At 61.7% G+C, this 14,092-nt stretch carries 12 protein-coding genes; 3 read left to right on the top strand and 9 right to left on the bottom strand.

Going from position 1 to position 14,092, the window contains the following annotated elements:
* Positions 1 to 424, top strand: a 424-nt coding sequence (locus C483_RS08880; protein ID WP_006653021.1) for an ABC transporter permease, incomplete at its 5' end; no start/stop codon positions are given.
* Between the two features lie 185 nt (positions 425 to 609).
* Here C483_RS08880 and C483_RS08875 read toward each other — a convergent pair.
* Entirely contained in the window at positions 610 to 1,911 is a 1,302-nt protein-coding gene (locus tag C483_RS08875; RefSeq protein WP_006653020.1) for an ArgE/DapE family deacylase, read from the bottom strand.
* Positions 1,912 to 1,967: 56 nt separating this feature from the next.
* Positions 1,968 to 3,410, bottom strand: coding sequence for an amidase (locus C483_RS08870; protein WP_006653019.1), 1,443 nt, complete (start codon positions 3,408 to 3,410; stop codon positions 1,968 to 1,970).
* A 120-nt stretch (positions 3,411 to 3,530) separates the two neighbouring features.
* Between C483_RS08870 and C483_RS08865 the strand changes: the two genes are divergently transcribed.
* A complete protein-coding gene (locus C483_RS08865) occupies positions 3,531 to 5,390 on the top strand; it encodes an aldehyde ferredoxin oxidoreductase family protein (RefSeq protein ID WP_006653018.1) in 1,860 nt (619 codons plus the stop codon).
* A 55-nt stretch (positions 5,391 to 5,445) separates the two neighbouring features.
* Here the strand turns inward: C483_RS08865 and C483_RS08860 are convergent, their stop codons facing one another.
* From C483_RS08860 to C483_RS08830, 7 genes are all read right to left on the bottom strand, one after another.
* A complete protein-coding gene (locus tag C483_RS08860) occupies positions 5,446 to 6,654 on the bottom strand; it encodes an NAD(P)/FAD-dependent oxidoreductase (RefSeq protein WP_006653017.1) in 1,209 nt (402 codons plus the stop codon).
* A 129-nt stretch (positions 6,655 to 6,783) separates the two neighbouring features.
* Positions 6,784 to 7,749 carry an agmatinase family protein gene (locus C483_RS08855; RefSeq protein WP_006653016.1) on the bottom strand — a complete coding sequence of 322 codons (966 nt, stop codon included), beginning with the start codon at positions 7,747 to 7,749 and terminating at the stop codon, positions 6,784 to 6,786.
* A gap of 146 nt (positions 7,750 to 7,895) precedes the next feature.
* Positions 7,896 to 8,750: a carbohydrate ABC transporter permease gene (locus C483_RS08850; RefSeq protein ID WP_006653015.1), complete on the bottom strand. Its 855-nt coding sequence runs from the start codon at positions 8,748 to 8,750 to the stop codon at positions 7,896 to 7,898.
* The gene (locus C483_RS08845; RefSeq protein WP_006653014.1) at positions 8,747 to 9,694 is read right to left on the bottom strand and encodes a carbohydrate ABC transporter permease; all 948 of its coding nucleotides are present in this window, start codon (positions 9,692 to 9,694) and stop codon (positions 8,747 to 8,749) included. The genes C483_RS08850 and C483_RS08845 overlap by 4 nt, the downstream gene beginning before the upstream one ends.
* Positions 9,695 to 9,696: 2 nt before the next feature.
* On the bottom strand, positions 9,697 to 11,088 hold the full coding sequence (locus C483_RS08840) for an ABC transporter substrate-binding protein (RefSeq protein WP_006653013.1): 1,392 nt from the start codon (positions 11,086 to 11,088) through the stop codon (positions 9,697 to 9,699).
* Between the two features lie 291 nt (positions 11,089 to 11,379).
* The gene (locus tag C483_RS08835; RefSeq protein ID WP_241431494.1) at positions 11,380 to 12,174 is read right to left on the bottom strand and encodes a TrmB family transcriptional regulator; all 795 of its coding nucleotides are present in this window, start codon (positions 12,172 to 12,174) and stop codon (positions 11,380 to 11,382) included.
* Positions 12,175 to 12,520: 346 nt separating this feature from the next.
* Positions 12,521 to 13,336, bottom strand: a complete 816-nt coding sequence (locus C483_RS08830) for a carbon-nitrogen hydrolase family protein (protein WP_083860415.1) — start codon at positions 13,334 to 13,336, stop codon at positions 12,521 to 12,523.
* A gap of 90 nt (positions 13,337 to 13,426) precedes the next feature.
* On the opposite strand from C483_RS08830, the gene C483_RS08825 reads away from it, so the two are divergent.
* Complete coding sequence (locus C483_RS08825; RefSeq protein ID WP_006653010.1) at positions 13,427 to 14,092, top strand: RraA family protein; 666 nt, start codon at positions 13,427 to 13,429, stop codon at positions 14,090 to 14,092.

Below are 14,092 nucleotides of genomic sequence, written 5' to 3'. Positions count from 1 at the left end.
CGGCATCCAGGCGAGCTTCTGGACGGTCGTCGCCGCACACGTGATACGGGTGATTCCGTTCACCGTCCTCATCCTCGTTCCGACGCTGGTCGCGTTCGACCGGTCGTTAGAGGAGGCGTCGTACGACCTCGGTGCGAACGAGTTGACGACGTTCAGGAAGATTACCGTCCCGAACATCATGCCCGGCGTCGTCGCAGCCGGCTTGCTCGCGTTTACGATCTCGTTCAACGAGTTCGTCTACACCTACTTCGTCAAGGACGCACGCACACAAACGCTGCCGACGTACCTGTGGGACCAGCTCCGACAGCACGCGACGCCCGAAGTGAACGTCATCAGCGTCGTCTTCATCGTCTTCGCCATCTCCACCGTGCTCATCGCGGTGGCGCTGACGAACGTCGAGCGGATCACGACGCACGACGGCTAAGCGACGGCTAGACGAAGCGCGCCGCTTCGGCGGCACCTTTCCGATTCGAGATTCGGAGGCTCGTTTTCTGCGTTGACCTCTCAACCGCTACGAGGGAGTGATACGGCCGCTACGGGAGGTTGTCGACGAGATTCGTCTCAAAACACGTCTCAAAATACGTCTCACAAAGAAGTACCGTTTGCGGATCAGTCCTCGGTCCCGCACCACTCCATCGCCGTCAGTGCCAGCGTCTGTGCCGTCTCGACGAGGGAGTCAAGTTCAACGTACTCGTCGGCACCGTGCCCACCCCATCCACGTGGGCCGACTGAGATTGCGGGAATGTCGTAGTAGAGGGCGTAAAACCGCTCGTCGAGGCCGCCAAGGCCGCCGACGTACGAGGTCTCACCGCCGGTCGTTCGTTCGGCGTGGGTCGTCGCGAGCTGAACGATCTCCTCGTCGGTGTCGATCTCGTGCGGATCGGCGTCCCAGCCGAACCACTCGATCTCCGGTTCGTGCTCGGCGAGCCACGGGTCGTCCTGCGCCGCGCTCATCACCGCGTCGGTGACTTCCTGACGAACGTCCTCGCTGCGCTCGCCCGGCGGCCAGCCGATTCGACCAGTGAGAACAGCTTCGCCCGGCACCTTCGACACCCAGTCGCCGGACTCCGCGACGCTGACGCTGAGGTTGGTGACGCTGCCTTCGGCCTCCGGGTCCTTCCGGACCGCCGGCTCGTAGGAGATCCGTTCCCGGCGCTCTTCGTCGAGCTCCTCCAGCGCGCGATAGATCGTCGTCGCGTTGCCGATCGCGTTCACGCCGCGGTACTTGCGCGCGGTGTGTGCCGCCTTCCCCGGAACAGTGATCCGAAAGTACGAGACGCCGGCACCGGCGATGCCGACGTTCGGGAGCTGAAACGGCTCCGGAATGATCGCCGCGTCCGGCTGATACCCGCGCTCGAGTGCAGAGAGGACGCCGCCCACCCCGCCGGCTTCCTCCTCGATCGTCGTCTGCAAGAGCAGGTCGCCCTCGAGTTCGACGCCGAGGGACTCGAGTACCTCGTAGGCGTGGACGAACGCGGCGATGCCGCCTTTCATGTCCATCGTGCCGCGGCCGTACATGCGGCCGTCTTCGATCGTCGCGTCCCACGGGTCGTACGACCAGTTGGCGACGGGCTCCGGCGTGACGACGTCGATGTGGCCGCTGAAGGCCAGGCTTCGACCATTCTCGGGATCAGTGCCGGGCCGCGTAGCGACGACGTTTTCGCGACCCTCGTAGCCGTATTCTTCGTACGTGACCGTCTCGGTGAACCCCGGATGCGATTCGAGGTTCGGGGCCGATGGTTCCCAGGTATCGATTTCGAGGTTGCCGTTGGACGCACGCAGGCGATCGAGGACGACCTCCTGACCCGGTTGTTCCTGCCCGGAAATCGATTTTGCCGCGACCAGTTCCTCGAGAAAGTCGAACAGTCGGTCTTGCGTTCGCTCTATTTCGGCGCATACCTCTGATTCCATGACATTCGATACCGTGTGGCAGAACGTATAGTTTCCGCTGCACTCACGCTCAGGTGCTACCGCGGGTACGCGTCGTGCCACGACCGTTGGCGCTCGAGTGCGCCGGCAGCGGCGAGCACGTCTTCGTCGCGGTGGCGCGGCGCGGCGATCTGCATGCCGATCGGCAGTCCGTCGTCGGTTAGCCCGGCAGGCGCGGAGGCCGCCGGCTGGCCGGTGAGGTTGTACGGCTGCGTCAGAATCCAGCCGCGGTACGGCTCGATTTCGGTGCCGTCGACCTCCTCGGGATACTCGTCGTGGTCGAACGGCGGGACCGCCATCGTCGCCGAGACGAGCAGGTCGTACTCCTCGAAGAGGTCGCAGAGTCCGTCGAGAACGTCCGTCCGGACGACGTTCGCGTCGCGGTAGGCTTTCATCGTCGGCTCGTCGGACTCGAGTATCAGGTCGACCAGGTAGGGGCGCAGCTGCTCCCGGTCCGCGTCGTAGGGATCGAAGCCGTCGTCCTGCAGGTTCTCGAGGAGCATTCCCCAGAGGACGTTCGCGAAGGTGTAGTAGGCGTCGACGATTTCCTCTTTCGTGTGGCCGAGATCGGGGTCGACATGTTCGACGGTCGCACCTGCATCTTCGAACGCGCCCACAGCGTCGTCGAGGACGTTCGTCACCGTCTCGGAGACCGGATACGTGCCGAGGTCCGGGCTGTACGCGATCGACATGTCGTCGATCGGGCAGTCAGGTGCGTCTGCGTACGCCGTTCCGTCGTCGGGAAGCGAGAAGGGGTCGCGCCCGTCGGGGCCAGCCATCACGTCGAGCATGAGGGCGGCGTCTTCGACGGTGCGGCTCATCGGTCCGAGGTGGCTAAAGGGCGTATGGTGGCTAAATCCGTTCGGTCGGCCGGCTTCAGGAACGAGTCCGAACGTCGGCTTGTGCCCGAACACGCCACAGCAGGCTGCAGGCACGCGGATGGAGCCACCGGTATCCGACCCCTGTGCGATGGGGACGAGCGAGTCCCCGAGTGCAGCACCTGCACCGCCCGAGGAGCCGCCCGAAATTTTTCCCGGATCGAACGGCGTTCCCGTGGGACCGGCGACCAGATTGTCCGTCGCGAGACCCAGGCCGAACTCGGGTGTGTTCGTCTTTCCGACGATGATTGCGCCGGCCGCTTTCAACCGTGAGACGAACAGGTCGTCCTCCTCGGCGATGTTGTCTTCGTACAGCTTCGAACCAAACGTCGTCCGGATTCCCTCAACGTTGTCCAAATCTTTGATCGCGACCGGTACACCGTGGAGCGGGCCGAGTGGCTCGCCGTTTTCGATCGCTCGTTCGGCTTCGCGAGCCTGTTCGCGGGCCAGATCTTCAGTAACGGTGACGAAGGCGTTCGTCCGGTCGTTTCGGTCGGCGATTCGATCGAGGCATGCATCGACGACTGCTGTCGGTGAGACGTCACCGTCTCGAACCCGTCGGGCGATTCCCGCCGCAGACATGTGTGTGAGTTCGTCAGTCACGGCTACTAGCTCGTTCGCGTCGGTAAAATGTGTGCGGGTCACTCACATCCTTCGCCGGGAGTTGGCGCCACCCAGCCGCGCTGGGTACTTATTTATAGATTGGAATACGTGTGTTTGGCAATGGCACAGGTGACTGTCGACACCCCCGAGCAGGTGACACAACTCGAGACGCTCGTCAGGGTGAACCTGACGGACGAACAGATTACGACCGAGACGGTACCCCAGGAGTACCGCGACAGATTCATCGCCGGCAAGGGACTCGGTGCAGCGCTACTTCTCGACGAGGTCGAGGCCGGCGTCGATCCGCTCTCGCCGGAGAACAACCTCTACTTCATGTTCGGCCCGCTCACCGGATTCGCACCGGGAACCTCGCGGTACGGAGCCGTCACGAAGTCGCCGCTGACCGGCACGTTCGTCGACTCCTACTCCGGCGGCCACTTCCCGACCATGGTCCGATACGCACTGCCGGACGTGCTCGCGATCGCAATCGAGGGCCGCGCGGAGAAACCGATGACCCTCCGAATCACCGAGGGCGAACTGGCACTCGAGGACGCCACTGAGCTATGGGGGCTGGATACGAAGGAGACGGCCCGACAGTTCGAGGGCAAGCAGACGAAGACGGCGTGTATCGGGCCGGCCGGCGAGAACGAGGTCGCCTACGCGACGATTTCGAGCGACGAGGGGACCCACCACGCGGGCCGCGGCGGTGTCGGAGCCGTCATGGGCTCGAAGAATCTGAAGGCGGTCGTGGCAACGGGGAACTCGCCGCCGAAGGCACCCGACATCCAGCAGCTGAAGGTCGAACATACTCAGCGGCTGGGAACCGACGAGGAGGTTTCCTGGGCGCGAAACGGTGGGACACAGCTGATCGTCGACTGGACCCAGCAGGTCGGCGCGCTCCCCTCGCACAACTGGTCGCGTGGCACCGTCGAGAACGTCGACGACCTGAACATCGACGCCTTCTCGGAGGGACACGTCGGCACCGATTCGTGTTTCGGCTGCCCCGTCGCCTGCGGCCACGTCGTCGATTTCGAGGAGAGCGACGCCGACGTCGACGGTGCGTTCCCGGGAGCCAGCGTCGACTGGGGGCCGGAGTACGAGACGATCGGCATGATGGGCGCGAACACGGACATCACGAACGTGACCGAGGTGACCGAACTCGCGAACCTCGCCGACACGCTCGGCATGGACACGATCTCGCTCGGCAACGTTCTCTCGTGGCTGATGGAGGTCACCGAGGCAGGACTCGTCGACTCCAACCTGCGCTGGGGCGACGCCGAAGCCGCCGCTAAGGTCATCCGAGATATCGCCCACCGCGAGGGCATCGGCGACGAACTCGCGGAGGGGACCGCCCGCGCGGCGGACCTGCTCTGTGACGGCCACCCCGACGCCAGCGAGGCCGCCGTCCAGGTGAAGGGACTCGAGTTACCCGCCTACGAGCCGCGGGCCTCGTTCAGCATGGCGCTCGCGTACGCCACCGCGGACAGAGGTGCCTGCCACCAGCGGGCCTTCCCGATCGGCTCCGACGCGCTCGGCGGGGAGCGAGACCCACACCACACGGACGGTCACGCGGAAGTGGTCATCGACGAGCAAGACGAGACCGCGCTGACGTACAGTATGGTCTCGTGTTCGTTCACCGCATACAACTACGAGCGGGTCTGTGAGTGGCTCAACGAACTCGCCTACGACGTGACGGTCGAGGACTTGGAGGCCGTCGGCGAGCGCGCCTGGAACGCCACACGGCTGTTCAACCTTCGTGAAGGATTCGAGCGAGACGACGACGCCTTACCGGAGCGATTCACCACGCCACTCGAGCGCGGTGGTCCAGCGGACGGGAACGCGATCACGGAAGAGCAGTTCGAGACGATGCTCGATTCGTACTACGAGCAACGCGGCTGGACGGAAGCAGGAGAGCCAACACCCGAGACGTTAGCACGGCTCGATATCGAGTCGCTCTCACCGGAGTCGCAGTCGGCGTAGCACGCCGGCATCGACTTTGATCAGCGATTTTCGACGCCTGTGAGCCATAGCTCCGTCAGTACTCACCCGCCGGAAACGTCGACGGCATCTCCTCGATCTCGTGGACGCGAAAGTCAGCCGGCGGCTCGACGAACCGATCGAGTTCGAACGGATCGAGCGAAACCATCGGCTCCTCACCCGTCACGAGCGAACGAACTGCAGTACCGGTGAACGGCGACATCGAAATCCCAGCCGTCACCCCCGTGACGATCACGAGTCCGTCCGGCGCGTTCTCGGGCGCATCCAGAACGGGACGCCCGTCGGGCGTGATTGCAGACCCCTTCGAACAGGTATGATAGCTGCCGTTCACGATCCGTACCTCGTCGATATCGTTTGCGACGGACTCGAGTACCCCCTCGACCTCGCGAAGATACTCGGCGGGCGGGCTTCGTGGCGGCCGGTCGCGCTCCGGCAGGAAGTACATACCACCGGAGACCAGGAACGTCTGCGGGCGGTCGGGCTCCGGCCGCCACCAGACGTCGCGGCCGTACATCATCGGGTACTCGTCGTTGGGTTCACGGTCCGCTTCGACCCGGAGGTTGCAGTAGATGAACTGCCGCGTCGGCACGTCCACGAACGGCTCGACCAGTGGTGCAGTCTGTGCGCCGGCGGCACAGACGACCGTCTCGGCCTCGAGACGGTCGTCGGGAGTCTCGACCCCGACGACGGTATCGCCGTCAGTCACAATCCGCTCGACCGGCGTCTGCGTTCGGATCTCCACGCCGCGTTCGCGCGCCGTCTCGGCGAGCGCTGTCGCGTACTCTCTGACGTCGATAATCCCACTCTCAACCTTCACGAGCCCACCGTCGAACCCGTCGAGGTCGAACCGGCCGGGCCAGCGCCCCGCTAGCTCCGATGTGGACCAGTACTCGAGTTCGTACCCCTCCCGATCGAACAGTGGCTGGTAGTCCTCGACGAATGATTCCCGTTCGGCGTCCGTCTCGGCCAGTTCGACGTACGGCCGGTCGTGAAACGTGAAGCCGTGGCTTCCATCCAACGATCGAAACACCTCAATAGAGTGCTCGACGGCGGCCGGGTACGGTGCCCAGTCCGCGAACGGCCCGACGAAGCCGGCGGCGTACCCCGACGCACCCGCTCCCACGCGGCCGGCCTCGAGGACGACCACGTCGTGGTCCGGCGCGAGTTCGATCGCGCTCCAGAGGCCGGATGCACCTGCACCGATGATGACGACATCTTCTCCCTCTTTGGATTGATCTGTGTCCATAGTTACCACCTATCGTATATGCGGAGCGAAATAAATGATCTGACTTCCCAGACTCAAACCGGCGAACAGGAGTCATGGGGTGACGGGCTATCGAACGGTCGACGCCCAAAGAGTCGAGCACCGGCGAGCCTACATGAACTTCGACTCGATAAACCGCGACACCGCCGCCGCACCTAATCGCTGCGTGTTCCGCGTCGGATCCAGTCGCGGCGCAACCTCAACGAGGTCCAGTGCCCCGATGGCGTCGCAGGTGCCGAGGTACTCAAGTGCGGTGAGGAACTGGTTCGCATCGAGGCCACCGAACTCGGGGGTGCCGGTTCCGGGAGCAATCGTGGGTTCGACGACGTCGATGTCGACGGTGAGGTAGACGACGTCACAGGAGGCCGTGACGTGGTCGATTGCGTCGGCGAGGCAGGCTTCGATCCCGCGGTCGTGGACGTCCCGGGCGTAGTCGACGTAGAGGCCGGATTCGTCGACGAACGACGGGAAGTCGGGGTCTTCGAAGGCGCGCAGGCCGATCATCGCGTGGGTTTCGTAGCTGCCGTGGGGTGAGTCGGCGATGAGGTTCATCGGCGAGCCGTGCCAGTGTTCGCCGTGGAGGTCGCGCTCGCCGTAGACATCGGAGTGGGAGTCGAGGTGGATCAGGCCGACGCGGCCGTCGACGGTCTCCGAGAAGCCGGTGAACGACGGGTAGGTGAGGTAGTGGTCGCCACCGAGGACGACCGGGAACGTGTGCGTGGCGACCGTTTCGACGGCGTCTCGAATGTGGTCGCCCGTCTGTTCGACATCGGTCGTGACCACGGGAACGTCACCACAGTCTTGAATCTGGATGGAGCCGTAGTCTGTGACCTGGCCCGTCCCTGCGTTGTACTGTGGCTCGCTCCGACCGTACCAGCCCGATTCGCGACGGAGTGCTTCCGGTCCGTACCGCGTCCCCGGTTGTCGTGAGGCAGCACCATCGAACGGGACGCCGAGCACACCGATATCGACATCGTCAGTGAGCTCATTTCGGGGCTTTCGAACACCGTTCAGGAACGAGTCCGCGCCGACGTAACTCGGCGAGAGGTTGTCGTTTTGCGTGGTATCTTCACCCATGACGTAGTCAATGAATGCGCCTGGGATAAATATGCTGATAGTTGTCCCTGATCGTTACGACGACAGGGTGGTCAGAACGTGGTTCGAATTAAGTGGAAAAGAATGGCGTAGAGACGAGTAACGGGGCAGGGGTGAACGAACGGGCGTCAGACGGTGCTCACGCCGAACCCCTTGATCAGGTGCTTGTAGACGAGGAAGACGAACAACACCGGCGGGAGAATCATTATCATCACGCCGCCGAGGATCATGCCCCAATTGGTCGTCGCCATGTCGATCAGGTTCGCAATGCCGAGTGGAAGCGTGTACAGCGCGTTATCGTTGAGAATGATGAGCGCGAAGAAGTACTCGTTCCACGAGAGGAAGAACGCGAAGATCGACGTTGCGACGATTCCCGGGAGCGAGAGTGGCAAGATGATCTTCGTGACGATGGTCACCCTGCTCGCCCCGGCGAGTCGTGCGGATTCCTCGATCTCCGGTGTAATATCGAGGAAGAACACGCGGAGTAACAGCAACGCAAACGGCAGTGCGAACGCTGTGTGAGCGAGTGCCAGCCCAAACAGCGAGTTGGTAAGTCCGATGTTCTGGAAAATTATGAACAGCGGAATCCCGAGCAGAATAAGCGGGAACATGTAGATCAGCACGCTCAGGTTCGCGATGTACCGTCGGCCGTGGAACTCGTAGCGCGAGACGGCGTAGGCCGCCGGAATTGCGATGAGCAGCGTGAGGATGATCGTCGTTAGCGCGACGATCAGGCTGTTCCGGAAGTACAACGCGAAGTTCGTCTGCTCGAAAAGGATGTGGTAGTTTTCGAAGGACACGTCCGAGGGGACGATCACGGGTGGCCACGAGAACAGTTCCTCACTCGGCCGGATCGTCGAGAGGAACCCCCAGATCAACGGGATCAACACGACGAACGTCGTGACGATCACTGCGGTGTACGTTGCGATTCGCTCCAGGTAGTGTCGTTGTTGCTGCGTGAGTTGCGGTGAGAGTGACGTCATCGTGGTTCCTCCGTCGTTCCGTACAGTCTGAAGTAGCCGTACACGATCACTGCGAGCACGAGGAACGTCACAACTGCGACGCTTGCTCCCTCACCGAGATCGTTCCCGATGAACGTCAGCCGGTAGGCCATGATGGGAAGCGTCTCGGTCGCATTACCGGGGCCGCCCTGCGTGCCCAGCCAGATGATGTCGAACAGGTTGAACGTCCAGACGAGGCGCAAGAGGATCGCCACGAACAGCACGCCGCGAAGCTGTGGCAGCGTGATGTGGCGGAACATCTCCCATCGTGACGCGCCCATGAGCCGTGCCGATTCGTAGTACGACTTGGGGATGGTCTGGAGCTTTGCGAGCACCAGCATCGTCACGAACGGATACAATCGCCAGCCGCTGATCAGAATCAACGCGGGCATCGCGTACCGCGTACTCGCGAGCCAGGCGATTGGCTCATCGATCAGCGTCGAGACGACGAGTGCGTAGTTGCCGACGCCGTACAGGCCGTCGAGCATCCAGCGAAAGAGGATGACCGCCGCAACCGTCGGGACCATGTACGGGACGAGGATCAACCCCGTCGCGATCCGCTCACCCGTAAACGTCCGGTTGAGCAGGAGTCCGGTTGCTACGCCGACAACGACGGTGAGGAACACCGACCCAGCCGTGTAGATGATCCCGTTCCAGAGCGCATTGTAGAACGTTCCGGATCGAAGGAGATCGATGTAGTTCGCGAGTCCGACGACCTCCGAATCGCCCAGGAAGATGCTGATGTCCTGCAGGCTGTAGATGATCGCCTGGACGGTCGGGTACAGGTAGAGCGCGACGAGCGTCGCGACCAGCGGTAACACCAGCAAAATGCCGACCGTATTCTCCTGGAGCTCGTCGAACTCCCGCCGCGCAAGATACCGAAATTCTCGTTTTGCAGTTGTGATGAAATCGCTCGCGTAGCTCATTGCTAGTCGTTCAGTTGATCTGCGTAGTCTTCGCGAATTTCGTCCGCCCAGTGTTCAGCCGCATCTTGGGGATCTTCGTCCTCCAAGATCACGTCCTGGACGGAACTGATAACGTGCGTTTCGGCGACGGCCTGCCCCGTCACCGGGTTGATGTGACCCTCGTTCTCCTCAACGGCGACGACTCGGCCGTACTCGTCTGCGATGTCGACGAGATCCCGGTAGTGCTCTTCGTAGTCCTGCATGACATCGGTCTCCCACAGGTCGTCCTCCTCGAGTATGCCGTGAATCGCCGGAACGTGACTCGCCGGCTGGGCGGTCATCAGACGCATGACGCCTTCGAACGACGTGATCTCTCGCAACAGATCCTTCGCTAGCTCCGGGTGCTCGCTCTCGGCACCGAGCCCGTGGCCCAGTCCGGTCAGCCGTGCAACTGGCTCGTAACTCGAGTCGTACGCTGGAATCGGCGCGACCTGTACGTCGCCGGTGAGATCGGGATTGTACTGTTCGATGTCGTAGGGAATCACGTTCGTCGAGTACCACGTCATCGCGTACGTCCCCTGGTACAGCGGTGGGCGCATCTCCGGAATGTCGGCGCCGTGGGCTGCCTGCGGACTGAACTCGTTCAGGTCCTGCATGAACTCGAGCATCTCGACCGTCTCCTCGGAGTCGTAGACGACCTCGTCGTCGGTATTGATGACCGAACCGCCCCGACCGTGAAGCAGAGACAGGGGCAGGATCCCGTGGAAGTGGTTGCTCCCGAGGAAGACCGGACTCCCGTACAGGTTTTCGTCCTCATCGGTCATCGTCTCGGCGGCGGTGTGATATTCGTCCCACGACTCAAACGGCGGCATCGGCGCATCGTACTCGTTGAACAGGTCCTCGCGGTAGATGAGCGTCGAAACCGTCCCCGTGTTCGGTGCGAAGTAGTAGTCGCCGTCGATCTGAACGAGGAACTCCTCTCGCCAGTGATCTTCCGCACCCATATCCTCGATAAGGTCGTTGATCGGCTGGTACAGCCCTTCCTGTACGCCGAACACGTTGTTCCCCGGCGAGGCAAGCATCAGCAGGTCGTACGGATTGCCACCGGCCTGCGCCTGTGCGGCTTCTGACGGTGCGGATGCGAAATCGGATCGAGTGTACTCCACCTCACAGTCGTGTTCCTCCTCGAACTCGTCGAAGATTGCGCGGTACTCGTCCTCTTGTTGCTGGTACGCTGAATTGATCACTCGCAACACCGGGCCGCCGTTCCCGCCGCCCAGACAGCCAGCCACCGACAACGCGCCGATCGTCGCCCCAGTCGTTGCACCTTTCAGGACAGTTCGTCGGCGGTACGTGTCCCGAGTCGCTGCACGCTGTTTTGCACCGATTCCATGACCACTCGTATCATTACCCATGGTTGAGTATGACTCTCACATTAGGGCTTAAGTGTGATTCACTACTCGGGAGTGGTAGGCGAATCGTGCCAGTGTGAATCGGTGGCGAGTCGGCTTTGTGCAATCGATGGTTCCCTACCGAATTCGAAGTACCGACCGTACACGCATCTCTCAAGTCACGACGCACTCGGAGAGAGAGAGAGAGAGAGAGTTGCCCAGCAGTGAGCAGAGCGACCGCCTGTGAACGAACAGGTCCGGAACTGCTGATACCGGCACTGATGCCAGGTCTGAAAACCGTGTCGTCATCGACAATCATACCGACACTGGTTCAGCCACGTCCCACAGGTGATCGAAGACCAGATATGCCGTCTGGACCATCTGCTGGTTTTCGATCGAAATCGCGACGTAGCGCTCTCGACTATCGTTCTTGAACGCCAGTACCAGCCGGTCGTCGTCGTAGGTGTACAGTCGTCCCTCGACACCGGGGAGGTGACGAAGCTCACCCCACTCGGAAATATCCTCGATATACGCATCCGAAAGGTCCGAAATCGTGCTGATGATCTTGATCGAGACGCCCTCCTCGCTCTTCCGGCGAAGTACATCGTTGTGCTGCGTTACGATCCGCCGGAGGCTGTTCTCCGTCGTAACCTTGTAGATCCGGTCGTCCGCCTTCTCCGTCATCTCTCCGCCCCTGTTCAGAATATCGCTCTTGCCCACGTACGACCAGAAGATATCGATCTCGTCGTAGATCGGATAGCCACCGGTATCGTCGTTGTACGCGTCCAGAAACAGATCACCCGCCTTCTCGATCGACGCGAGTTCGCTTTCGAACTCCGCCTGCTTTCGATGCTTGACGTTATCGAGCGCCGTCTCCGGCGGCACCGGCCCGTACTTCTTCGGCCGTCCCGGTTGTACTTTCACCAGCCCCGAACTCTGGAGGGACTCGAGTACGTCGTAAACGCGCGAGTACGGAATGTCGGCGGCGGAGCCGACCTGTTTTGCGGTCGAGACGCCGTGTTCGAGCAAGGAGAGGTAGGCGCTCGATTCGTACTCCGATAGTCCGATGTCCTGCAGGTAGGACGTCATATCTCGATTGTCATCGTTCATTGTCACCTATGTCCACACACCCCGCCAAATGTGTTCGGGAGCGATGAAATACTTGCCTTCGTTAGTATTTACCACTGAAGCGGTGACGAAAATAGCAGCGGGGCAGCGGTGGGGGTGTACTGGTCGAATCGATCGAAATATCGGACCTGTCGTCCAGAACGAACGTTCTCATCGACGAGGCGGGGCCGGGGTGGGTTGCTGTCCCCCTCGAGTCTGGTATCCCTACTGATTGCTCAGTGGCCGACAACTAGTCAGTTGAGTCCAAACGGTGTTCTGGTACTGGGCTCCCGGTAGACGCAACCGGAGTCGCTAGCAGGACCGGGAGTGATCTGGGCCGCGAACGTCGTCAGTAAATCTCGTCTCGCTTGTGCTCGAGACACGGGATGTTCTGGCGGACGTCGGCCAGATAATCGAGGTCGACCTCCGCGGTGACGACCTCTTCCCGGTCGCTCGCCATTCTGATGACGTTGCCCCAGGGATCGATGATTACCGACTTACCGAACGAGGGGACGGAACTCGGTTTGTCACCGATCTGGCCCGCGGCAACGACGTAACACTGCGTTTCGATCGCACGGGCCTTCAGGAGCGGAAGCCAGTGATCTTTCCCGGTGAACAGCGTGAACGCGGCGGGAACGAACAGTACCTCCGCCCCCTGCATCGCCATCGACCTGTACAGTTCGGAGAACCGGAGGTCGTAACAGACCGAGAGCCCGAAGGTCGCGAGGTCCGTTTCCACGACGGTGACATCGTCGCCGGGAGCAACGTACTCCGACTCCTGGGTAACGACTTCATCCCCGATCGTCACGTCGAACAGGTGGGTCTTCCGGTACTGTGCCTGAATATCGCCATCCGGATCGATAACGACACTCGTGTTGTACACGCGGTCGCCGTCGCCGGCTTCCTCGAAGAAACTGCCCGAGTGGACGTGCAATCCGTGGGTTGCCGCTTTGTCCGCCAGGGCTTCGGTCGTCTTGCCAGGAACCGGTTCCGCGTGCGTCGAGTACGCTTCCTTCTCGCCCATGAACGAGAACATCTCGGGAAGTGAAACCACGTCGGCCCCCTTTTGGGCCGCCTCATCGATGAAATCGAGCGCCTGCGTGAGGTTTGCCTCTTTATCGTCCTGTGAGTCCATCTGGCACGCCGCAATGGTAAATGTGCTCATGACCCACAGGTCTGGAGCCACTACCAAGTAACTGATTTACTCACGGTCAGTGGTAAAGAAGCTACAAATATATGTGTGATAATGCCATCCATGATGAGCATGAACACAATCGATCGAGTCGATTCGGATACCATCGAGGCTGCGGCGACCCTCGATCCAAACGACCTCGGACACCACTTCCACTTCGGATTCACGACACCCGAGATTCAGTTCATGGAGACGACCGATCCGGTCGATATGGTCGGCCAGGTCGTTACGGTCCGCATTCCACCAGAAGACTCGACGATGGTTCACAAGGCGACCGAAATTGCCGAACCCGGCGACGTCATCGTCGTCGACATGCAGGGCCACACGACGAACGCACCGTGGGGCGAAATGACGACCCGAGCGGCCATCGAAAGCGGCGTCACCGGTGCAGTGATCGACGGCAGTATCACGGACTCGCGTGAGATCGACGAACTCGAGTTCCCCGTGTACGCTCGCGGGAAAAGCGCGCGGACGACCCGGTTACACGGCCGCGGCGGCGAGATCAACTCGCCGGTACAGGTCGGCGGTTCCGTCGTGAACCCGGGCGATATCGCGATCGGGAACGAGGACGGCGTCCTCTTCCTTCGACGGGAGAAAGTCGACGAGGCGATCGAGTACTGTAAGGAGGTCAAATCACAGGAAGAGGAAACAATCGAGAAACTCGAGAACGGCGCGTCGCTCGCCGATCTGACGGCGGCGAACGAGTTGCTCGACCGAGCGGGGGAGTAG

It is taken from the genome of Natrialba hulunbeirensis JCM 10989 (assembly GCF_000337575.1).
Classification (GTDB): Archaea; Halobacteriota; Halobacteria; order Halobacteriales; family Natrialbaceae; genus Natrialba; species Natrialba hulunbeirensis.
The sequence above is the reverse complement of the archived record's forward strand: the minus strand, read 5'-3'. Positions and strand labels throughout refer to the sequence as shown.

What these genes read in the sequence shown, in the direction of transcription:
- C483_RS08845 (WP_006653014.1), bottom strand. Translation starts at nt 9,694, where the DNA reads ATGAGCTACGCGAGCGATTTCATCACAACTGCAAAACGAGAATTTCGG.
- C483_RS08830 (WP_083860415.1), bottom strand. Translation starts at nt 13,336, where the DNA reads ATGAGCACATTTACCATTGCGGCGTGCCAGATGGACTCACAGGACGAT.
- C483_RS08825 (WP_006653010.1), top strand. Translation starts at nt 13,427, where the DNA reads ATGATGAGCATGAACACAATCGATCGAGTCGATTCGGATACCATCGAG.
- C483_RS08860 (WP_006653017.1), bottom strand. Translation starts at nt 6,654, where the DNA reads ATGGACACAGATCAATCCAAAGAGGGAGAAGATGTCGTCATCATCGGT.
- C483_RS08850 (WP_006653015.1), bottom strand. Translation starts at nt 8,750, where the DNA reads ATGACGTCACTCTCACCGCAACTCACGCAGCAACAACGACACTACCTG.
- C483_RS08835 (WP_241431494.1), bottom strand. Translation starts at nt 12,174, where the DNA reads ATGAACGATGACAATCGAGATATGACGTCCTACCTGCAGGACATCGGA.
- C483_RS08840 (WP_006653013.1), bottom strand. Translation starts at nt 11,088, where the DNA reads ATGGGTAATGATACGAGTGGTCATGGAATCGGTGCAAAACAGCGTGCA.
- C483_RS08865 (WP_006653018.1), top strand. Translation starts at nt 3,531, where the DNA reads ATGGCACAGGTGACTGTCGACACCCCCGAGCAGGTGACACAACTCGAG.
- C483_RS08855 (WP_006653016.1), bottom strand. Translation starts at nt 7,749, where the DNA reads ATGGGTGAAGATACCACGCAAAACGACAACCTCTCGCCGAGTTACGTC.
- C483_RS08875 (WP_006653020.1), bottom strand. Translation starts at nt 1,911, where the DNA reads ATGGAATCAGAGGTATGCGCCGAAATAGAGCGAACGCAAGACCGACTG.